Source organism: Fictibacillus nanhaiensis, from assembly GCF_019801215.1.
GTDB classification, from domain to species: Bacteria; Bacillota; Bacilli; order Bacillales; family Fictibacillaceae; genus Fictibacillus; species Fictibacillus nanhaiensis_C.
On sequence record NZ_JAHVJO010000003.1, the window covers coordinates 411,689 to 433,782 of the forward strand.

General features: G+C 38.8%; 23 protein-coding genes. 12 read left to right on the top strand and 11 right to left on the bottom strand.

Going from position 1 to position 22,094, the window contains the following annotated elements; translation table 11 throughout:
- Positions 1 to 4: 4 nt before the first annotated feature.
- From KUV80_RS15080 to KUV80_RS15105, 6 genes are all read right to left on the bottom strand, one after another.
- Complete coding sequence (locus tag KUV80_RS15080) at positions 5 to 1,489, bottom strand: aldehyde dehydrogenase family protein (protein WP_222463555.1); 1,485 nt, start codon at positions 1,487 to 1,489, stop codon at positions 5 to 7.
- Positions 1,490 to 1,831: 342 nt separating this feature from the next.
- On the bottom strand, positions 1,832 to 2,683 hold the full coding sequence (locus KUV80_RS15085) for a Cof-type HAD-IIB family hydrolase (protein WP_222463556.1): 852 nt from the start codon (positions 2,681 to 2,683) through the stop codon (positions 1,832 to 1,834).
- Between the two features lie 151 nt (positions 2,684 to 2,834).
- Positions 2,835 to 3,203 (bottom strand): YlbF family regulator, encoded by a 369-nt coding sequence (locus KUV80_RS15090; protein ID WP_222463557.1) that lies wholly within the window; start codon positions 3,201 to 3,203, stop codon positions 2,835 to 2,837.
- Between the two features lie 50 nt (positions 3,204 to 3,253).
- Positions 3,254 to 4,390, bottom strand: coding sequence for a DUF445 domain-containing protein (locus tag KUV80_RS15095; protein ID WP_222463558.1), 1,137 nt, complete (start codon positions 4,388 to 4,390; stop codon positions 3,254 to 3,256).
- Between the two features lie 80 nt (positions 4,391 to 4,470).
- A complete protein-coding gene (locus KUV80_RS15100) occupies positions 4,471 to 5,169 on the bottom strand; it encodes a diphthine--ammonia ligase (protein WP_222463559.1) in 699 nt (232 codons plus the stop codon).
- Between the two features lie 14 nt (positions 5,170 to 5,183).
- Positions 5,184 to 5,792, bottom strand: a complete 609-nt coding sequence (locus tag KUV80_RS15105) for a polysaccharide deacetylase family protein (RefSeq protein WP_338083509.1) — start codon at positions 5,790 to 5,792, stop codon at positions 5,184 to 5,186.
- A 129-nt stretch (positions 5,793 to 5,921) separates the two neighbouring features.
- On the opposite strand from KUV80_RS15105, the gene KUV80_RS15110 reads away from it, so the two are divergent.
- From KUV80_RS15110 to KUV80_RS15135, 6 genes are all read left to right on the top strand, one after another.
- The gene (locus KUV80_RS15110; protein ID WP_222463560.1) at positions 5,922 to 6,818 is read left to right on the top strand and encodes a PucR family transcriptional regulator; all 897 of its coding nucleotides are present in this window, start codon (positions 5,922 to 5,924) and stop codon (positions 6,816 to 6,818) included.
- A gap of 118 nt (positions 6,819 to 6,936) precedes the next feature.
- Positions 6,937 to 7,938 (top strand): hypothetical protein, encoded by a 1,002-nt coding sequence (locus KUV80_RS15115; RefSeq protein WP_222463561.1) that lies wholly within the window; start codon positions 6,937 to 6,939, stop codon positions 7,936 to 7,938.
- Positions 7,935 to 8,867, top strand: coding sequence for an ABC transporter permease subunit (locus KUV80_RS18850; RefSeq protein ID WP_222463562.1), 933 nt, complete (start codon positions 7,935 to 7,937; stop codon positions 8,865 to 8,867). Before KUV80_RS15115 ends, KUV80_RS18850 begins: the two co-directional genes overlap by 4 nt.
- Positions 8,868 to 9,006: 139 nt before the next feature.
- Entirely contained in the window at positions 9,007 to 10,104 is a 1,098-nt protein-coding gene (locus KUV80_RS15125; RefSeq protein ID WP_222463563.1) for an ABC transporter ATP-binding protein, read from the top strand.
- A gap of 325 nt (positions 10,105 to 10,429) precedes the next feature.
- Complete coding sequence (locus KUV80_RS15130) at positions 10,430 to 11,212, top strand: transporter substrate-binding domain-containing protein (protein WP_222463564.1); 783 nt, start codon at positions 10,430 to 10,432, stop codon at positions 11,210 to 11,212.
- Positions 11,205 to 11,858: an amino acid ABC transporter permease gene (locus KUV80_RS15135; protein WP_222463565.1), complete on the top strand. Its 654-nt coding sequence runs from the start codon at positions 11,205 to 11,207 to the stop codon at positions 11,856 to 11,858. The genes KUV80_RS15130 and KUV80_RS15135 overlap by 8 nt, the downstream gene beginning before the upstream one ends.
- A 36-nt stretch (positions 11,859 to 11,894) precedes the next feature.
- On the opposite strand, the gene KUV80_RS15140 is transcribed toward KUV80_RS15135, so the two are convergent.
- Together KUV80_RS15140 and KUV80_RS15145 are read right to left on the bottom strand one after the other, a co-directional pair.
- Entirely contained in the window at positions 11,895 to 12,143 is a 249-nt protein-coding gene (locus KUV80_RS15140; protein WP_222463566.1) for a hypothetical protein, read from the bottom strand.
- A 74-nt stretch (positions 12,144 to 12,217) separates the two neighbouring features.
- Positions 12,218 to 12,409: an alpha/beta-type small acid-soluble spore protein gene (locus KUV80_RS15145; RefSeq protein WP_066286545.1), complete on the bottom strand. Its 192-nt coding sequence runs from the start codon at positions 12,407 to 12,409 to the stop codon at positions 12,218 to 12,220.
- Between the two features lie 168 nt (positions 12,410 to 12,577).
- Between KUV80_RS15145 and KUV80_RS15150 the strand changes: the two genes are divergently transcribed.
- Positions 12,578 to 12,886 (top strand): ArsR/SmtB family transcription factor, encoded by a 309-nt coding sequence (locus tag KUV80_RS15150; RefSeq protein WP_222463567.1) that lies wholly within the window; start codon positions 12,578 to 12,580, stop codon positions 12,884 to 12,886.
- 35 nt (positions 12,887 to 12,921) lie between these two features.
- On the opposite strand, the gene KUV80_RS15155 is transcribed toward KUV80_RS15150, so the two are convergent.
- Complete coding sequence (locus KUV80_RS15155; RefSeq protein WP_222463568.1) at positions 12,922 to 14,439, bottom strand: aldehyde dehydrogenase family protein; 1,518 nt, start codon at positions 14,437 to 14,439, stop codon at positions 12,922 to 12,924.
- A gap of 145 nt (positions 14,440 to 14,584) precedes the next feature.
- Between KUV80_RS15155 and KUV80_RS15160 the strand changes: the two genes are divergently transcribed.
- From KUV80_RS15160 to KUV80_RS15180, 5 genes are all read left to right on the top strand, one after another.
- A complete protein-coding gene (locus tag KUV80_RS15160) occupies positions 14,585 to 15,364 on the top strand; it encodes an SDR family NAD(P)-dependent oxidoreductase (protein WP_222463569.1) in 780 nt (259 codons plus the stop codon).
- A 190-nt stretch (positions 15,365 to 15,554) separates the two neighbouring features.
- On the top strand, positions 15,555 to 16,790 hold the full coding sequence (locus KUV80_RS15165) for a DUF2157 domain-containing protein (RefSeq protein ID WP_222463570.1): 1,236 nt from the start codon (positions 15,555 to 15,557) through the stop codon (positions 16,788 to 16,790).
- Positions 16,783 to 17,307, top strand: a complete 525-nt coding sequence (locus KUV80_RS15170; protein ID WP_222463571.1) for a GDYXXLXY domain-containing protein — start codon at positions 16,783 to 16,785, stop codon at positions 17,305 to 17,307. The genes KUV80_RS15165 and KUV80_RS15170 overlap by 8 nt, the downstream gene beginning before the upstream one ends.
- A 78-nt stretch (positions 17,308 to 17,385) precedes the next feature.
- On the top strand, positions 17,386 to 17,718 hold the full coding sequence (locus KUV80_RS15175) for a hypothetical protein (RefSeq protein ID WP_222463572.1): 333 nt from the start codon (positions 17,386 to 17,388) through the stop codon (positions 17,716 to 17,718).
- Between the two features lie 187 nt (positions 17,719 to 17,905).
- Positions 17,906 to 18,058: a hypothetical protein gene (locus KUV80_RS15180; protein WP_222463573.1), complete on the top strand. Its 153-nt coding sequence runs from the start codon at positions 17,906 to 17,908 to the stop codon at positions 18,056 to 18,058.
- Positions 18,059 to 18,242: 184 nt separating this feature from the next.
- Here the strand turns inward: KUV80_RS15180 and KUV80_RS15185 are convergent, their stop codons facing one another.
- Both KUV80_RS15185 and KUV80_RS15190 read right to left on the bottom strand, forming a co-directional pair.
- Positions 18,243 to 20,267 carry an ABC transporter ATP-binding protein gene (locus KUV80_RS15185; protein WP_222463574.1) on the bottom strand — a complete coding sequence of 675 codons (2,025 nt, stop codon included), beginning with the start codon at positions 20,265 to 20,267 and terminating at the stop codon, positions 18,243 to 18,245.
- A gap of 2 nt (positions 20,268 to 20,269) precedes the next feature.
- Positions 20,270 to 22,027 (bottom strand): ABC transporter ATP-binding protein, encoded by a 1,758-nt coding sequence (locus tag KUV80_RS15190; protein ID WP_222463575.1) that lies wholly within the window; start codon positions 22,025 to 22,027, stop codon positions 20,270 to 20,272.
- Positions 22,028 to 22,094 lie beyond the last annotated feature (67 nt).

Consider the following 22,094-nt stretch of genomic DNA (forward strand, 5'->3'; position numbering starts at 1 on the left):
GTTGTTATTTTAAGTTAACCCACACACTCTTCACTTCTGTGTAATTGTTCAATGCATAAGAGCCCATCTCCCGACCCATTCCAGATTGCTTATAGCCTCCAAATGGTGATGCAGCATCAAACGCATTATAGCAGTTCACCCAAACCGTACCTGCACGAAGTTTGTTAGATACATAGTGAGCCGTTTTTAAGTTTTCAGTCCATAGTCCTGCAGCAAGACCATAATCGGAGTCATTTGCACGATTAATCACCTCGTCAAGGTCTTCAAACGGCATCGCAGCTACAACTGGACCAAAGATTTCTTCTTTTGCGATCGTCATTTTATCATCAACATCCGCAAAAATCGTTGGCTCTACAAAATATCCTCGGTCATAAGGTGCTGTTCCACCAGTCAGAAGTTCTGCACCTTCATCCTTACCTTTTTGAATATAGTTAAGGACACGGTTATGCTGCTCTTCCGAAACAAGAGGCCCCATCGTCGTATCCCGATCCAATCCAGGACCTTGTTTGATTTTTTTCGCATGTGAAACAAGATCTGCTACTACATTATCAAACGATTTCTTCTGGATATAAAGACGTGAACCTGCACAGCAAACTTGTCCTTGATTAAACATAATACCACTCAAAGCACCAGGAATCGCACGTTTCATATCAGCATCCGGCAGAATGATATTGGGTGACTTTCCACCAAGTTCTAACGTTACACGCTTTAATGTATGAGAGGCATTACGCATAATCATTTTTCCTACTTCAGTTGAGCCAGTAAATGCGATTTTGTCTACGTTTGGATGATCAACAAGAGCCGCTCCTGTTTCGCCTGCACCTGTTACTACGTTAAGTACGCCTTCAGGGAATCCTGCTTCTTGCGCTAATTTAGCTAAATAAAGCGCAGAAAGTGGTGTTTGCTCTGCTGGCTTCAACACAACTGTACAGCCTGTAGCAAGTGCCGCCCCAAGTTTCCACGCTGCCATTAACAACGGGAAGTTCCAAGGAATGATCTGTCCAACTACACCAAGTGCTTCGTGACGCGTATAGTTGAAGAAGCTTCCTGCAACAGGAATCGTTTGTCCGACAATTTTCGTAGACCATCCTGCGTAATAACGGAAATGCTCAATCGCTAATGGTACGTCAGCATGCGTCGTTTCTCCGATTGGTTTCCCGTTATCGAGAGTATCAAGCTGTGCCAACTCTTCTTTATTTTCTTCCATTAAATCAGCTAGTTTGTAAATTAAGTAACTACGCTTGGACGCAGGCATTTTTGACCAGTAGCCTGTTTCAAATGCAGCTCTAGCAGCTTTAACTGCTTTGTCGATGTCCTCTGCTCCACCTTCAGATACAACGGCAAGTACCTCTCCCGTTGCAGGGTTTACTGTTTCAAATGTTTTTCCGTTTGCGGAACTGACCCATTCCCCATTAATAAAATGTTTCTTCGTTCCGTTCAGGAACTCTGCCACCTTTGGTTTTAATTGTAGGTCTAACGTTTTTTCCATTTGAATCCTCCCTTTACAAAGTGTTACTTACATAAATAAATTTCAACAGGATTCATGTAAACCCTTTCATTTTCTACATTTGTAATCAAACTGAAACGTTTTTGATAAAATTCGCCAAATGAATGTCGAAAAAAGTTGTAATTCTGTGGGCTTGTCTGCTAATATGACAATTTCTGAATTAAAGCTTAAATCTTGTGGATAAATCAGCTATCTTTTTGGATTCACCCTCTAAATTTCTGAATTCAAGCACTAGATTTTTGGATTCGCTCTTTAAAACAACAACAAAAAGACCCTTCATGGACGAATTCCTCCATAAAGAGCCCTCTATTATTCTACATAATACTATCTTTTCATTGTTTGGAAGCGCATTTGCTTCCGAAAAACTTCTTTTACCATATAAGGAACACCTAGTTGATCGTTTGTACGTGTAATCCACTTCGCTTTGCGCTTTACATCGTCTGGTGCGTTCGCCATCGCTACGCCAAGACCTGCAAATTCGATCATATCCATATCGTTGTACGAATCCCCGATTGCCACCATTTCGTTTGGCGCAATTCCAAGCTTTTCGCCAAGAAATCGTAAACCGTTCCCTTTAGTTGCTTTTTTCGCAGTTATTTCTAAATTAGATTTTGTCGAAGAGGAATACTCCAAATCTGGCATTTGTTCTTTTAAGAACTTTTTAGCAGATTCACACTCTTTTTCATCAAAAAACTGAACATCCATCTTTGGTGGCGAAACTTCTTGAGACAGGACATAGTCTCCTAGATTTTCTGTGAAGGATACAGGATAGAAAAGCGGATCACCCGTGCTGAGTGTTAATTTCGCAACAAGCTGGCTCTTTTGCTTCAGCTGATTACCAACTGAAAAGCGCTCATGAACCACGCGCATATGACATTCGTAATTCTCAAGGATGTCCACAATCCTGTAGGTTTCCTCTACAGAGAGGCGCGTTTCTTGAAGTGGCTCGTCAAGGGATGAGGCAATAAATCCTCCATTATGACTGATTAGATAATTGTTGATCTTTAGCGCTTTTGCTATCTTTTGAGTAGAAGGAAAGCTCCTTCCCGAAGCGAGTGTGACGTATACCCCTTTTTGTTGTACATAATCAATGGCTTCTTTCGTTTCTTTATCGATACGGAAATTGCTTCGCAGTAGGGTTCCGTCGATGTCAATCGCTAGTAAACGGTATACCATGTTGCTCCCCCCATTTCGCGAAAATAAAGTATAAAGACTCGTGTTAAGTCTATGACCTTTAAACATGCTTTAGAACGCTGACAAGCCTACATTCTTTCGGACAAAAAGAAAAACCCTGTTTCCGTTGAAGAAACAGGGTTTGGGATCCTTTTTACTGTTGTGGTTCGTTTTCTTGCGTCATTGGACCATAAAGCTCTTCCAGCGGTTTCGTAATCACTCTGTTCAGATCATTAATGATTGTACTCATACGTTGTTCTGCCGCCATAAGCTTAGAAATCGTTTCGTTTTGTTGAACTTCTGTAAACAATTGTTGAGCAGCTTCTACTTCTTCTTGAGTAACTTCTTGACCAGACATTTGCTTTTGCTGCAAAGTCACTTGAATGTCACGGAATTTACCAAACAGCTCTTTCGTTTGAGGATTATTGTTTACTTCATCATAGCTATTTTTTAAAGCCTGAAAGTCTTCGCTATTTCTTAATGCTTTTTCTAGATCGTATGCAACATCATATACGTTTGCCATTGTTAAAAAACCTCCCATGTATTAAAGTACGGTACCCACTATAACAGACTCTATAATAATAGTACAAGGATACCTTGAAACAGACCGATCAATCCACCTAATAAAGCTCCAAGCCATGTAATCATTTTCAGTTCGCTTTTGGCGATTGATATGATAATTTCCTCTAGACGCTCCAGAGAAAATGCCTCTACTTGTTCCTCGACGATTTTAGCGAGATGCATCTTTTCAAGAAGAACATCAAGTTTTGCGACAAATAAATCTAGTCCTGCAGCCACTGCCTTAGGTGTCAGGTCATCCACAATCCACCCTTCAATGGCATCTGCAATTTGACTTACCGGTGTATTTAAATATTCTTCAATCGGCAGTCTGTTCGTTATTTCTTTTGCCACCCCAGAGATAAGGTCTGGCACACTCAGTAATCCTACCGCTTCTCCCATTCTCTTTTCCATGAAGCCACGGTATTCTGATTCAAAAAGCTTTAGCATGGTTTCACGTGTATTCTCATGCTTTAAAAACTTAATCAGTTCAGGCTGAACTTTGTCAACGATACTCACATTTCCGAAGAACATTGAAACCATGTTGACGAGCATACCTTTATCCATCAAAAATGCGTCTATTCCATTCGCTAACGCCTTTCTTCCCTCGCTGCTCTCTAAATAATGAACACCTCTGTTCAGGAGCCAGTCCACAACTTCCGGAAGCTTTTCTTCACCCGCTGAAACAAACTTTTCAGGAAGGACATCTTTCATTTCCTTGCCATTCGATTCTTCGAACATTTTTTTCATTCTGTTCAGAAGCCAATTCTCAGTCATCGATTGAATGCGGTGCTGCATATCTTCTACACCGAAGTCTTTTTTCAATAGTTCATTTATTGTAACGTCGCTTTTTAAAAAGCGTTTCACTTCACCTTGAATCAGTTCTGTCATCTCTGTACGAAAACCAGAATCATTGATTTTCGCCTGAACTCCCTCAGCAGTGAGAAGATGTTTTGTAACCGTTTCTCCTAACTGGACAGCTAGCTGATGTCTTCGCTTCGGAATGAGTCCTGGGGTAAATGGAACCCTGAATTTACCAATATATAAAGTGTTGAAAGGACGGAACAGCATTTTGATGGCAATTAAATTCGTCAGCCCGCCAATAAATGCTCCGACTATGATCATTATCGTAATTGAAACCCATATATTCATATTCGTTCTCTCCATTACAGCATATTCTACTTACCTAGTATAAGCGATTTCAAAATAGACAAGCAATGTGGACGGAAAGCTTACTTAGATGAAACAACTGACAGCAAATCTACAAAATAAAAACGGTCCTGACCTGTAAACATATCTTTTACCATCCGGCATTCACCAAGTTTATACGGAATAGGATAAGAAAAGTTCGGTCCATCAAAAACAAAAGTATGAAATTCCCCGTTCTCTCCGCAAACATCATGCTCTACTGGATAATCGTTTATAAATGGCTCATCTATGACTCTTCCCAAAAAGGACGCATCTATTGTAAAGGCATCCACGCAGCATACTACAGTTTTAAAGCCTTCCTTTACAAATTCGTCAATCAGCTTTTTTGAGTCTTCTCCCCAAATAGGAAAGATAGGAGTTAATCCTATACCTTCTAGCATTTTTTCACGATAGACTTTCACATCTTCTAAAAATATATCTCCAAACATGATGTATGCAATGCCATCAGCAAGTATACGGTTTACGGCATTTCCCATTCTTTGCTGATAGATTTCATTTGGACAATCCTTTGGGATCCACACTTTGCGAAGAGGAATGCCAAGTGAATGTGCCTGCATCTCCAACAGACTATTTCGTACCCCATGCATGGTTGTTCTGTCATAGTCTTCAGTTAAAGTAGTCAATAAAGATTCAATCTCCCACTTTCCGGATTTCTGGAGCCTATGTAAAGCTAAGATGGAATCTTTACCTCCACTGAACGATACGACAATCTTTTTTTTCATATACTCCTCCAATACTATTTTGGCGGCAGACCGAACGTATATCCTTCTGCTTTCAGTTCAGTCAGCAGCTCATCTAAAATCAGGACTGTTTGCTTTAGTTCATGCAGCAAAATCACTGAACCTTCCTCTACATAATTGATAACATGATGGATAATGTGCTCAGGATCTTGCTTATGCTCCCAATCAAGCCCCGCCACTTCCCATAGAAAAGGAATAAGATCGAGCTTATCTAGTACGGAAAGAGTATCTTCATTAAACTGTCCGTATGGCGGCCGGAAATATTTCATCTTTTGACCTGTGAGGTTTTCAATATGCTCTTTATTTGATTTAATATCGTGATGCTGCTTTTCAAGACTAAGTCTCGTAAGATCTCTATGTCTGAGTGAATGACCGCCAATAATATGACCTTCCTCTACAACACGTTTCCATGGTCTTTGTTTATGCAATAATCGTGACTGCCAAAAGAACATTGCTTTTGCTTCATGCCTTTTTAAAATATCTAGAATCGGAATTAATACCGATGAAGGTCCGTCATCAAACGTCAGGATAAGCGATTTAGAATTTGAATGATCTGCCCACTTTCTTTTATTTGTCCAAATGTCTTTATTCTCCCAGTCGTACACGACCGTTGAAGAAGTTACTCATGGGCACTTTTTCATCTTTCTTCCTCCTAACTTCTCAAACCCGTTTAGTCTATACCGTAACATTGCTATAATAATAACAAGGTTTCCTCTGAAAGGATATGAAATAGGATGCTCGATAAATTAAAGAAACACTACAAAGATGCCATAACGACCGACCTTTCCCAAACTTCAGGATTTCAATGGTTTATCACAAATGAAGGAGAAGCGTTTGGCATAACTCAATCTTCCCTTTCCGATACTGAGAAAAAATTATTAAGCTCCATGTTTGATTCGTTTGAAGTAGGTTCGGCAGAGCAAACTTTTTCTCCTGCTCAATTAAAATGGAAATCCATTCTTACAGGAGATGCCTCCACTGAGGCAAAGAGTTTTCATCGTTTTGTTCATTTTTTTAGCAAAAAACCTATAACAGACTATAGTTCTTTTTCGGAAGCAGTTAACGGACTATTCCCAGAGGATGCGGTGCTTCTCTTAAATCATGACTTCAAAAGCGGCGTCATTATTGAAACGTCTAGACAAGCGTTTAACGATACCCCGTATGAAGCGCTGAAAGACGTTCTTTCTACAGATTTTTATATGGATATCTCTATTTATATCGGTTCCTATCATTACCAAACAGCTTTTGCAAAAGATACTTTTGAACGTGAACAAAAACAATTTTTAGCGGTAAAAAACAATCTCTTGCCGAAATCAGTGTATACAACAGCGGACATTGTTCCCTACCTTCTTCTCCGTTCAGCAAGTGAAGGAACAGAAATGACATTAGACCTTCTGTTCGATGAGTGGGCAGAAGAAGATCAAGAAACGCTAAAGAGCATCAAAGTATTCGTAGAGTGCAACATGAACATTTCATTAGCTGCCAAAAAGTTATACATTCATCGGAATAGCCTTCAATACCGTGTTGACAAGTTTTATGACAAAACTGGAATCGATGTAAAACAATTTAAAAACGCAATTACTGTTTATATGGCCATTCTATATCTAGAACAAAAAAACAGGATCCTTTAAAGACTGCTTCCGATTATGGAAGTGGTCTTTTTTACAAATAAAGGGATTATCACTTTTACATAGAATATTTTTACAAATATAGATAGAGAAATGTAATAAAAAGGGGACATTGATCATAGTGAAATATTTTAAACAACCTGTTTTTCTTGCTGGTTTCTCAATCATTCTCTTATTCATTTTAGGCAGCTTCTACTATTCATCAGTTAAAGATTCAGCCAGCCCGTCCAAACTCCTTTATGATGAAACAGGAAAAATCATTGATCAGGCACCGTTTGAACCTAGTGATGAATACCCGCTTGGTTCTGATCAATTCGGCAACAACTACTTGTTCGCGATTATAGAAGGAGCAAAATACACTTTAGGATTAGTACTACTCATTACGATTGGAAGAATGATCTTTTCCATTCTAGGTTCTTTTATCCTTCTAGCTGTTCCTCTTTTCATTAGGAAATTCATCAGTAGCTTAACTGATATTTTTCACTTTGCACCATTGTCAATTTTTGCATATTTGCTTATCGCACCAGCCCTTGTTGCATTTAGCTGGAGCTATTCAGACTTTACACAATTCATGATCGCTACTGTCGTCTTAATCTTCCTTACAGTGCCTGTCTTAGCCTTGCAGATAGCAAATGAGATCACCATCTTATCCAAAGAAGAATTTATCCAGCATGCTCCTCTATTAGGTGGTGGAAGAATTCATATCTTTATAAAGCATATACTCCCTTGTTTAGCACCAAAATTGTTCCTGATCACCGTTCAGCAAGCAGGACAAACATTATCTATCCTTGCTCATCTCGCTTTCTTGAAAATTTTTGTTGGTGGATTTAATGATATTACATATGGAGAAGAAGAGGACACTTATGTTCGAACATTTTCAGATTCTTTTGAGTGGGGCGGTTTAATCGTACAGAACTGGTCGTTTTATTATGCAGAACCTCAACTCGTGATTGCTCCTGTATGTTGTTTTGTTCTATGTATTATCGCATTTAACCTGATGATTTCTGGAATTACAAGAGCAGACAATCCTTCTTTACGATTGAAGAAGAAGAAATCCTTTGTCAGTACGGCTGCAGCATCACATGCATTCATTCCTTTAAAGAAAGAAGGGATGAATAGGTGATTAAAGTACTCACTAAGTTACTAACCTTTTTTGTAATTTCCATAACAGGAATTCTGCTTTTCACTTCGCTGCCCGTATTAATTTACGATTATGCGGTCCTGATGAACAACACTCGTTTAATCGATCGCGGACAGATGGATAACAATTCATTTCTTACTAACTCGATTGTTTTTGAACCTTCTGCTTATATAAATCAAATCAAACATACCGTACAACAAATCCTGGACGTGACTAACACGACCTATTACTCGAACGGCCAAGATTATGAGCTATTCCCTGCATTTGTTGAAGTTTATCCACAATCGCTAACCTTTTTTATCGGAGCTCTCTTTTTTAGTCTTTTGATGGGTATTGGGCTAACCATCCTTTATATGCTTTTCCCTGCCCAATTAAAGACCTTGATTAAAAGGATGATAGTGGCAATCGAAACACTGCCTGATATATTCATTATTATCCTTGTACAACTTACCGTTATTTGGTTCTATAAAACAACCGGCGTACTCATGTTTAATATTGTGAATGTATACAATACAGAGGCATACTTTCTTCCCATTTTCGCTATCTCTATTCTTCCAACATTGTATATAGTCAAGTATTTGATATTAACGATAGAGGAAGAATCACTTAAACATTATATAGAGTTTGCCAAAGGAAAAGGACTTCATAATTTTTATATTCTTATTGTTTACTTGATGAAAAATACGGCTGTCCCTCTCTTTTTTCAAATGAAAACCATTTTCTGGATCATACTTTCTAACTTGCTCATCCTTGAAATTCTTTTTAATATATACGGAATAACCCGCTTTATAGCGGATTATGGTGTGGAGAACCCCCACCTAGCTGCTATCTGTCTGATTGCGATCTTCCTGCCTTTCTTTGTACTTTTTGCTTCAGGAAGCTTGCTCATCCGAAAGCTAGATCCTCGTTAAGATAAAATTTCGCCTCTTTGTGCAACTTGCATAAAGAGGTTTTTCAATTTTAGGCATGTCGTCCATTTACGATGAGGTAATGAAAGCGTAAACTTAAACCATAAAAGAAAACGTTTACATTGGAAGGGGATTTAAAAGAATGGCAACGATTAAGTTAAACAATATCGTAAAGCAATATGATAATAAAGTAACAGCAGTACATGATTTCAACTTGGATATTTCAGACAAAGAATTTATCGTATTTGTAGGTCCATCGGGTTGTGGTAAATCAACAACTCTTAGAATGATCGCTGGACTTGAAGAAATCTCTGAAGGAGAACTTGTGATCGACGAGCGTGTCGTGAACGATGTTGCACCAAAAGATCGTGATATCGCGATGGTTTTCCAAAACTATGCACTTTATCCTCACATGAATGTATACGACAATATGGCATTTGGCTTAAAACTTCGTAAATTCAGCAAGGACGAAATTGACAAGCGAGTTAAAGAAGCAGCGCGCATTCTTGGACTAGAGCAATACTTAGATCGTAAGCCTAAAGCTCTTTCGGGTGGACAGCGTCAGCGTGTAGCATTAGGACGTGCGATTGTACGTGATGCAAAAGTATTCTTAATGGATGAGCCTTTATCAAACCTTGATGCAAAGCTTCGTGTACAGATGCGTGCAGAAATCACAAAGCTTCACCAGCGTCTGCAAACAACAACGATTTATGTAACACATGACCAAACAGAAGCGATGACGATGGCAACTCGTATCGTCGTTATGAAAGACGGCCGAATTCAGCAAGTTGGTTCACCGAAAGAAGTTTACGATACACCAGAAAATATCTTTGTAGGCGGATTTATCGGAAGCCCAGCGATGAACTTCTTAAATGGAACACTTGGAGATGGATTCTTTACAGTTGGTGATACAAAGATCGCGATTCCAGAAGGTAAGATGAAAGTATTGCGTGACAAAGGATATGCTAACAAAGAAATCGTTCTTGGTATTCGTCCAGAGGACATTCATGATGAGCCAGTATTCTTGGAGTCTTCTTCAAACACAAAGATCGAAGCAAAAATTGATGTAGCTGAATTGATGGGTGCAGAAACGTTCCTTTATTCTACAGTTAGCGGCCAAGATTTTATCGCCCGCGTAGATTCTCGCACTGACATTCGTAACGGACAAAACATCTCTCTTGCGTTTGATATGAACAAATCGCATTTCTTTGATAAAGAAACAGAACTTCGCATCCGTTAATATATCTTTTTTAGAAGAGTCCTGCTAATTGAAGCAGGGCTTTATATTGTTATTCGAGAGCTTCAACATCCATGAAATGGAAAAATATGTGATGAGGTCATCTTTTTATATGATGACTCTCCTTTTTTATGTGATGGAAGTACAATTTTATGTGATTGTGCTTATTTTTTATGTGATTATGAAAGGCTAATAAAGAATAGACCAAAATCCCCTGTTATTTTTTCCTTTCTCGGGGAAAATGTTTAATGGTTGACGAAATGATAACCAATTTATACAATTAATTCTATAAAATTTGTCGGGATTATCCCGGCTAGGAGGACTTCATTTGAAAAACACACTTAAATTCCTGTTGGCACTTGCCCTTTCAGCTGTTCTATTATCAGCTTGCGGGACGGATGAAAAATCTAAGGACACAGGTTCCGATAAAGAAAAAAATGTATTAACGATCGGAACTGAGGCTACTTACCCGCCGTTCACTTTCCGTGACAAAAAAACAAACGACATTACTGGCTATGATGTTGAAGTAGCAAAAGAAGTAGCTAAACGCCTAGATATGGAAGCGAAGTTTGTTCCAACTGAATGGAAAAACATGTTCACTTCCCTAGACTCAAAACGTTTTGACCTTGTTGCAAACCAAGTGACGATTACAGACGAAAGAAAAGGACAATACGATTTTTCAACTCCTTATACCGTTTCTGGCGGACAAGTGATTGTAAACAAAGAAAATACTGACATTAAAGGCATCGAAGATTTAAAAGGAAAGGTAGTCGGTACAACGCAAGGAAGTAATTATGCAGCAGAAGCAGAAAAAGCTGGTGCAAAAACAAAATACTATAAAGGCGTTGCCCAAGTGTTAACAGATCTAGATGTAAATCGTGTAGATGCTGCAATGAACGATCAGCTTTTTATCTTAACAGAATTAAAGAAAACGGATTATAACGTAAAAGCAGTTGGAGAGCCGTTTAATAAGAATGAGATGGCATTTGCATTCCGAAAAGGGAATGAAGATCTCATAAAAAAGGTTAATGAAGCTTTAGAGGAAATGAAGAATGATGGTACTTTAGAAAAAATCTCCGAAAAATACTTTGGGGAAAATGTAAGTGAATAATCTATCTGAGATCTTGCTCAACTCCCTCCCCTACTTGTTGGAGGGAGCTGTTTTTACTGTTGTCATCAGCTTGTTTTCTATAATTGGAGCTCTTATTTTCGGGTTATTTATTGCATTATGCCGGATGTCATCTATAAAAATTCTTTCTGGATTTGCAAAAGGATACATTTCCTTTTTCAGAGGGACGCCGTTATTAATACAATTGCTTATCTTATATAACGGATTTACATTTATTTATGTACCTGAAGGGTGGCAGGCTGCACTTGCGGGATTAATTCTTCATTTTAGTGCGTATATCGCTGAGTCCTATCGAGGTGCCATTCAATCGATCGAAAAAGGACAATGGGAGGCTGCTTTTTCTTTAGGAATGAACAGATATTTAACATATAAAGAAATTATTCTTCCTCAAGCTTGGAGAACTTCTATACCTTCTGTTTGGAACTCTTTAATCGATATTGTTAAAGCTTCATCGCTGGCTTCTGTCATCACCGTGCCAGAACTTACTTTAATGGCTGACCAAATCAGTGCATCACAGCTGATCGTACTTCCTGTATTGCTCGAAGCCGCTGTCCTCTATTGGATTTTAACGTCTTTATTAGATGGTCTCAGAATTATTCTTGAGCGACGCATCCAATTGAGGCAATAGACTTCATGTCCATGAACTTCTGGATATGAAGTTTTTTTATGACCATTCCCCGATAAAGAAAAGCACTTCCTGATGGCATGAATCACAATAGAAGATATGCGCACATTGGCTTTCCTGGAAATTTGTCGGATAGCCATCTTCAAGTTTCAGTTCATTAACTTCCATATAGGGACTGTAGTCGTCAAAAAAATCACTAACTTTTCCTTGATCGCTTACACCCCTGCCACAGTCAGGACATCGGACACTGATTGTTTGAAAGTTATTGCATATCGGACACATAGCCATGTTTAGACACCTTCCTTTCACTCTGTTTAAAAAGGAGTGGAATACTCCACCCCTTTACAGCCATGTTTATAGAGTTAGCGAGATCCGCCTAATTGTTGTTGCGCCATTGCTACCAGACGTTTCGTCATTTCCCCACCAACTGATCCGTTTGCACGGGCAGTCGTGTCTGGTCCGAGTGTTACTCCAAATTCAGAAGCGATTTCATACTTCATTTGATCGATTGCCTGTTGTGCACCAGGAACCACCAATTTATTTCTTCTTGCCATTTGTTTCACCCCCTTACTATATATTGTGCATACATCATTAAGCGGGTATGCGTTCATCAGCTTGGCAATATATAGAGCTCCTCCCATTTGAAATTTTTTATAAAAAATTTGTATCAATGGTTTATACTGATTTATAGTTAGAGAACATTATAAAAAGTTGGTGAAGATATGTCGAATGAATTTGCGGTTGATATGTTCCGAAAAACAATACCATTATTTCAGGCACTTGGTGATCCGGTCAGACAAGATCTTGTTTTACTGTTAGCCGAAACTGAAAAAATGAACGTAACGGATATTTCCAATCAATCTCCCATGTCTCGGCCAACCGTTTCTCACCATTTAAAAATATTACGTGAAGCTGGTATTGTCGGTACGGAAAAAAAGGGGAAAGAAATTTTTTATTTTTTGACACTCGATCAAACCGTTGTTCAGCTTAAACAACTGATTAACATTATTGAAGAGGAATGTATTCTCTAATATAGAAAAAGCGACTCAGCACGTAGCTGAATCGCTTATTTTTTTCGTAATTGTTTATAAAAAGAACGAACAAGAGCGGCCTTCTGTTTTTTAGTTGAGAAATAAGCCAGAATAAGTGCTCTTACTTTTAGATATTTATTTTGATACGGATACCAGTTAATTTCTTTTTGCTTTATGCCAGGGTCTCTCATAACGGACATTTGCCGGCTAAAAGTGTAAAGTCCCTCATCACCATGATACTTTCCTGTACCACTGCTTTTCACACCGCCAAATGGCAGATGAGGATTGGCAACAGATACAAGCACATCATTAATGACAGCGTTGCCTGTGACAAGCTTTGACGTCACACGATCTGCCTTCTTGCTGTCTTTTGTCCACACACTTGCATTTAAACCGAATTCTGTACTGTTGGCTTTATTAATCGCTTCTTCTTCCGTTGAGAATGCAATGACTGGCATCACTGGTCCGAACGTCTCTTCCGTTACAATCTTCATATCTTGAGTAATGTTTGTTAAGACCATAGGCTCAAGGTACATGCTTTCTCCCCATTTGTCCGGATGTCTTCCGGTAAGCAATAAAGCACCTTTTTCTAAAGCGTCTAACACGTGATCTCGAATTACTTCTTTTTGCTGATGAAAGGTTAATGAACCAACATCTTCACCCATCTTCAGTTTTTTCGTTTCTTCCACTAGTCGGTCAATAAATTCGCCATGAATGGAACTTTGAACATAAACTCGCTCAATGGACATACAAACTTGACCTGCGTTCGTGAACGCCCCCCAAACTGCACCATGAACAGCTCTCATTAGCGGAGCATCATCAAACACAATCATAGGGTCTTTGCCTCCGAGTTCAAGCGTATACGGAATAAACCTCTTGCTCGCTTCCATCCCTATTTTCCTTCCCGTTTCAACAGAGCCGGTGAAGAAAATGCTGTCTGGAGTTCCTGAAACGAGGGCCTGACCAAGCTCTTTTCCTCCATGGGCAACTTGAAGTACGTTTTTAGGCAGATTGATCTCTCTTGCAATTTTTTCAATTAATAGTCCGATCGTAGGGGTAACTTCTGATGGCTTTAAAATAACGGAATTACCTGCGATTAATGCTGAAATAACAGGTGTCATCGAAAGCTGAAACGGATAATTCCACGGTGAAATGATTAAAACCGTTCCTAATGGAAAATAATCCACATAAGAAGACTTCCCGACAAAGAGAATTGGTGTCGAAACTTTTTGGCGCTTTAATATTTTCGGTGCGCGCTTTTCATAATGCTGCAGAATGTCAATCACAGGCATTAGATCAGCTGTTAACGCTTCAGTTTTTACCTTTCCGGTAGCTGAACAGATTTCTTCAACGATTTCATCTATATTTTCTAGAAGATAGTGCTTCATTTTTGTAAGAAAAGAAAGTCTAGTTTCCAAAGGACGAGTCGACCAGAATTTGAATGCAGCAGATGATTTCTCATATATATCTGAAACGTGCTGTACTTCTGTCTCCAGCCATTGATCAATCGTCTCTCCTGTAGCAGGATGTTTTGCAATCAATACATTTTTCATTTGCGCACCTCCTTTTTCAAAAAATTCATATATCTTTCATCATACCTTTTTTTGAGCTTATTGTTTATTTATTTTTTGCAATATGATAACATGTTGATATACTTAAACGTATAAACATATAAAATATTGAGGGGATGGATCCTTTTTGAAACATAAAACTGTACTTATTACGGGTGCTTCAAGTGGAATTGGCCTAGAATTCGCATCGATCTTTGCTAAAGATGGCTACCATATTATCCTTACAGCAAGAAATGAAACAAGACTGCAAGACATTGCCCGCGATTTAAAAACCAAGCATAATACAGAAGTTACGGTAATAGCAAAAGATTTAAGTTTGAACGAGGGTGCAGAAGAATTAACGGCGGAGCTTTTAGCAAAAGGGATTGAAATAGATGTATTGATCAACAACGCTGGTTTTGCTGCATATGGACCTTTCGATGAAACATCTTGGAAAGAAGAAAAAGATATGATTCAAGTAAACATCATGGCTCTGACTGCTCTTACAAAACAACTGCTGCCTGGTATGATTAAACGCAACAGTGGAAAGATCTTAAATGTTGCATCAACTGCTGCTTTTCAGCCTGGTCCGTTAATGGCTGTGTATTACGCCACTAAAGCATATGTACTTTCCTTTTCAGAAGCTATAAATTATGAAGTAAGGGATACAAATGTTAGCGTCACTGCCCTCTGCCCTGGCGCAACGGCTACAAATTTTGAAAAAAGAGCAAGCCTTGAATCTTCAAAGTTGTTTCAATCAGGAGCAATGGATGCTCATGAGGTTGCCTTATCAGGTTACAAGGCGTTAATGGAGGAGAAAGCTCTAATTATTCCAGGATCAAAAAATAAAGTTTTAGCAAACTTAGTCCGTTTTCTTCCAAGAAAGACTGTGTTAAATATCGTTCATTATGTTCAAGATAAAAAATAATCGATAGAGCAGTTCTCTGAGATTTGTTAAAGAGACTGCTCTTTTTTCTCTCTTTTTTAATTGCAATTTTGAAAAAACACCCATTGATTTCCATTTTATTATGGTGTAATATTACACTTATAGGGAACAATTTTAGTTTATAACTGATTTTGAACGTTGTTACATATACATGTATGGGGGTGGAGAATGGATGAATCAAAAATGGATGAAACGTGAAGGTCAGAAATGGGTTGAAGATAAGATCATTACTTCTGAACAACTTGATTTACTTGTTGCTCGTTATCCAGATACAAAAGAACAAAGTAAAATCACGGGTATACTACCGATTTTAGCGAGTGTTTTAATCGCTATTGGCATATTATCTTTCATTGCATCGAATTGGAGCGAAATTCCTCCTTTTGCAAGGCTCTCTCTATTAATTTTCATCATGATTAGTTTTTATACAGCAGGTGACAGGTACCTCAAAAAAGGACATGAAGCATTGGGCACATCGCTTAACTTGCTAGGTATTGTCTCGTTTGGAGCAAGTATCATCCTATTAGGGCAAACCTTTCATTTATCAGCAGTAGATGCCAGACTGTTTGTCTTTTGGAGTTTGCCAGCTGTTTATTATTTGTACCGAGACCGAAGCAAGCTTTATTTGTTCCTTCTTGCTGCTTTAACAATCGGCGGACAGATTTATAGCCTTAATGAATTCCAAAGCTTTAGTTATCTTCTATTATTCCTTTTCATCACCTGTATAGGTGGATTTGTATTCTTGTACCCAAGAAAACTGGAAACTGAACTTTTCACGATTGGACTTAGTACTCAGATATTCATCCTGCTCATAGTGAAAGACTTCAATCTACTCTGGTTCCTCCTGTTCGGATTCGCTTTATATACAGCAGGATCGTGGGTCCATAAATCCGTATTCAAACAATCGTTTAAACGTTTAGGTACAATTATAGGTTTTGGCTTTGCATACGGACTTTATTTTTTTCTGACGAATGAAATTGTTTCTGATTTTGAACCGCATAAGATCTATTATCTGTCTGTATTTATTCTCATTCTAGCTCTTTCCATCTACGCCAAAAGAGCAGAAAACACGTTCTTGTCTATATGGGAATTACTCATCTTTCTTCCTTACTTCTTTTTAGTAGAACTGACGGATGCTTTAGCAGTAGGACTTCTCTATCTTATCGTTATGTTTGTGTATTCAGGATTTATGCTTGCCGCAGGCTACCGGAGCGAAAATCGGGCACAGATCAACTTTGGAATTGTGCTTTTCCTCCTCGTTTGTTTGATGGGATACTTTAATCTTGCTTGGGCATTCATGCCAAAATCCATATTTTTCTTAATCGGCGGAATTCTATTATTTATTCTAAATGCATTTCTTCAACGCAAGAAAAAACAAATCCTCAAAAACGGAGGACCCCATCATGAATAATAAAAGAAGATGGATCCTAGTTGCTGCCCTACAAGTACTCTTTCTGCTTTTTATTGCTGGAAGTTACTATAGCATCGATTATTTGGGCAAAGAGATCAAAATAAAAACAACTCCCGTTGATCCTAGAGATATTTTATATGGAGATTATGTCACACTCCGGTTTGATATTAGTACCGCTCCCCTTTCTAAATGGAAAGGTGACATCGGTTTACTAGATCGGGGCCAGCGTGTCGCTTATGTTGTATTAGAAGAAAATAAGGAAGGCTATCATGTCGTTCAAGAAGTTTATCCTGAGAAGCCTGATGTGACCTCAGATCAAATTGTTTTAAAAGCGAAAACTGAAAAATTTTGGAGCGAAACCAACGATACAATTCGGCTTATATATGGATTTGAGCGGTATTACATTCAGGAAAATACGGGGAAAGAACTCGAGCAGCAAGCAAGTGATATGGATGTCATCCTAAGTGTTGCACCATGGGGAGCACACAAGATTATTGAACTTCAAACCAATAAATGAAAAGCCTCATAGGAATGGGGCTTTTTTTCTCGGTTTAATATTGCTAATTACGGGAAAATTGATAGTGAGGTGAAAACGATGTCTGATACTAAAATAATTGAACTAAAAGATGTAATCAACGGGTGGTCGGGTAGTCAAATCGCCATTCGAAAAGAAGAAGCCGGCGATATTGATGAAATCAGGATCTCACTTGTAAAAGCCACATTTGAACAACGAGATGCACAGGATGACTATTTGGGATACCATATCTTGTTTTTACATGGAACCGCGTATGCGGCAGAAGAAGGTTCACAAGTAGAACTTCCTGCCATTACGTATGAAATTCCGATAGATGGCATCAAAGACATAAGACTTGATCATGAAATTGTATCTTTTGAAACAAACAGAGCTCAATATGTCGTAAACAAATAATAGATAGAGCTGATCTGCTTAACGGATCGGCTCTTTTTTCGTTCTCTTTGTATAAAATCCTAATATTAGCCAATCGATGTGTCTTTTGTCACATTTTGTTGTGTTAGCGTTTTAATCCTTATATGAGGGGTATATCCTTCAGTAAACAAATTTCCTTCAAAATCAAACAAATGAGGAGTGGTTTACAATGTGGAAGAAGAGATGGGCAGCCGGAACCTTGGCAGCCATGCTGACTTTAGGTGGATTAACTGCTTGTGGTGATGGTGTTGACCAGGATAACGGAGTAAATGATGGCGAACAAAATGATGAAATGGATGAAAAGAATAAAGAAGAAGGTTGATGTTAAAAAAGCTTAAACCCGATTGTTTTGCCCAGACAAGCGTTTAACTCCTGCACATAGACACTCTTTTTGTCTCGTTGGTAGGACAGAAACGACCTCGAGGGCAGAATCGTGAAGCTAGACTATAAAAAGCTGAACCTGACTTCATAAAAAAAGGAGCCCTTAAAAGGGCTCCATTTCGTGATTAGCTTACTGCACGTTTTTCTGTTTTTCCTTGTTGAAGCTGATACATCTGGAAGTAACGTCCCTTTTGCTTCATCAGTTCATCATGACTTCCTCGTTCAACGATAACGCCTCTGTCCAGAACAAGAATCTGGTCAGCACTCTTAATCGTTGAAAGTCGGTGAGCAATAATAAAAGTGGTTCTTCCCCGTTTTAATACATCCAATGCCTCTTGGATGACTGCTTCTGTTTCTGTATCAATACTTGCTGTTGCCTCATCCAAAATTAAAATAGCTGGGTTATAAGCAAGTGCTCTCGCAAATGAGATCAATTGACGCTGACCTGATGAAAGTGTGCTTCCCTTTTCAACAACAGGTTCATCTAAACCTTTTGGAAGGTTATTGATAAATGGCATTGCACCAACATCAGTTAGTGCTTTTTCTATTTGTTCCCTTGAGATCTCAGGGTTATCTAGACTTACATTGGAAGCAAGTGTTCCAGTAAACAAGAATGGATCTTGAAGAACAATACCCATATGCTGACGCAATTCCTGTTTGGACAATTCCATAATGTCCTTCCCATCAATCATGATCTTTCCTTGCTTAATATCATAGAAACGGAACAGCAAATTCATGATGGAGCTTTTTCCAGAACCCGTGTGACCTACCAGTGCTACTGTCTCGCCTTGGTTCGCTTCAAAAGATATATTCTTCAGAACAGGCTCTCCTTCAACGTAACTGAACGTCACGTCATCAAAAACGACATTGCCTTTATAACGTTCGATTTCAGTCTCGGTAACCGTTTCCCCTGGTTCATCCATTAATACGAACACTCTCTCAGCTGAAACAAGTGCCTGTTCAAGCTGAGCAAGCTGGTTTACCATACCTGTAACAGGATGAAACATTCGGTTCAAATAGTCTACAAAGGCATAGAGCACACCGATTGAAATAACTGAGCCGACTCCAAGTGCCTGACCTCCAAAGTGCCAAATAAAGGCCATGAATGCTAGGTTTTTTAATAGCAGGACCAGGTTATGTCCCGTTAATCCATTCAGGTTAAGCATCTTATTTTGGAACGTAAAATATTCTTTATTCATCGTTTCAAACTCTTCTGTCGTCTCTTTTTGTCTCTTAAATGCCTGAATAATGGTCATTCCATTGATGGATTCGTTAATCATTCCATTGATGTCACTCAATACGGAACGAATTTTATGATTGTAATGGGATGCAAATTTTCGGTAGACCATGATCCACACGACTAAGATCGGTAAAAGAATTAAACAGATCGTTGCAAGCTTGGTATCTAACAAGAACAAAGCAATAAATATACCGGTTAGGTAGATGATTCCTGTAAAGAAATTAGCAAGTACGTTAATAAACAGTTCTTTAATTGCTTCTGTATCGTTCGTGATGCGTGAAACGATTTTACCTGCAGGCTGATTATCGAAATACGTAATAGCAACTCGCTGTACATGTGCAAATACATCTTGTCGAATCTTTTTAATAACCAAGTTTGATGACCGCTGCAGCATGTACCGCTGGCCGTATTGAAAAAATCCTGCAAACATTAATAATCCCATGTAAAGCATCATTAGTTTTACGATGCCTGTTATTTCAGGTTCATAAAAGCTAAACGTTTCACGAACACTAAGTTTATCAGCTGGATAGGTTTCCGTTTTCTCTCTAAAAGATATGGTTACTTTACCATTCTCAGCTTTTCGTTCACCGTCAAAAGAGAGCGGTTGATCAATCACATAATAATTACGTTTTACTTGAACAACACGAATCTCTTCTCCCTTTTGTTCTCCCTGCTCAAAGTGATCACTTCGTTTATACCAGTTTCCATTATAATTCACAGCTGCCTTTTCTTCTTCATTCACTTGGTACCACGGCTTCTCGATTCCAAGGATATGATCATCAATTATCGTTTTAGCGATGAAAGGTCCCGTCAGTTCCGCTGCGATTGCTACGGTTAGCATTAGCAAACCGAGTATAAAGTTTTTCTTGAACTGAAGTGCGTATTGAAACAGGCGTCTTCCTACATTCATTGTTACACCGCCTTATTATCGTTTAAGTTTTGTTCGATTTGCTGACGTTCGTGCTGTTCTTTATACCAGCCATCTTTAGCAATCAGGTCTTCATGTTTTCCTTGGTCCACGATCTTGCCGTCTTCAATTACGATAATAGAGTCTGCGTGCTCAACAGCAGATAACCTGTGCGTCGTAATGAAAGTCGTTTTCCCAGCACGTTCTTTTCGAATGTTTTCAATGATTGCAGTCTCTGTTTTTGCATCGACCGCTGATAATGCATCATCTAAAATCAAGATTTCCGGGTCTACACATAATGCACGTGCAATGGATACACGCTGTTTTTGTCCTCCCGATAAGGCAACTCCCTTTTCCCCTACGAGTGTGTTTAGTCCTTCTGGCAAATATTCTACATCGTTTTTAAAAGATGCCATTTCCATCACGTGGTCTAGCTTATCTTTACCTGCTAAACGATTGCCGAACAGAATGTTTTCTTGAACAGATCTTGAAAAAAGAATAGCATCCTGTGGCACGTATCCGATCCACGCTTGCAGGTCTTCAAGAGCAATATCTTCAATCCCTACTCCTGAAAAACTGATTTTCCCATCTCCAGCTGGATACTCTCTCAACAATTGTTTAAGCAAGGTTGTTTTACCGCTTCCGGTACGTCCGACGATTCCAAGGGTCTCCCCTTTTTTTATCGTAATATGAATATCTTTTAAATTGTCTGTTTCAGACGAAGGATAACGGAAAGAAACACCTTCGAATTTAATCGTCCCTGGATCTGATAGAGGGACAAGGTCTTCTCCGTTCTTCACATCTGGTTCATAAGCTAACGTTTCATTTACACGATCCAGAGATGCGCTCCCACGCTCCATTACATTAATCAGTTCACCAACTGCAATCATTGGCCATATTAACATTCCAAGATAAACGTTAAAGGTAACGAGTTCACCTAATGTAATCGTATTGTGAAACACCATGTACGCTCCATAACCTAGACCAATCATGTAACTTATCCCCACAAGGATTTTAATGGTCGGCTCAAACAGAGCATCAATTCTCGAAACAGCGAGGTTCTTTTCAAAAACTTCGTTCGTTACCTTATTAAATCTCTCATTGTCTTCTTTTTCCTGAACATAAGCACGTATGACACGTACTCCTTGAATGCTTTCTAACACAGAGTCGTTCATTTCTCCAAATGCGTCTTGAGCGACTGTAAATCGTTCATGTACTTTTTTACCATACTTTTTAATGATAAATGCGATAATCGGCAGTGGAATAAGTGCAGCAAACGTTAGCTTCCAGCTGATCATAAAACCCATTACGAATAGTATCGTGAGCATGAACAAACTAGAATCTACAAGGGTAAGTATCCCAAACCCTGCTGTCATAGCGATTGCTTTTAAGTCATTCGTTGCACGCGCCATTAAGTCACCTGTTCTATTTTTCTCAAAAAAGGTTGGTGTCATCTTTAAGAGATGGCGCATAAAACGGGATCTCATTGTACGTTCAATGATCTGAGCTCCACCAAACAGCTGATAGATCCAAATGTACATCGCAATGTACATCCCTACTAGAACGGCTACGAAAATACCAAGCTTCTGCATCATTTCATCTTTCGTGATCGTTCCCATATGAATAGAATCTATCGTATCTCCTATTAGTTTAGGAGGAATAACTTCAAGAATTCCAACTCCAGTCAAGAGCACAATCGCTATCGTATACCGTTTCCAATGCTCTTTAAAAAACCAAGATAACTTTCCTAAAACTGAAAACATTTCTCTCTCTCCCCTCTATCTCGCTGTCTATGTTTGACGAATCGTATAAACGAGCTACCCAAAAAGT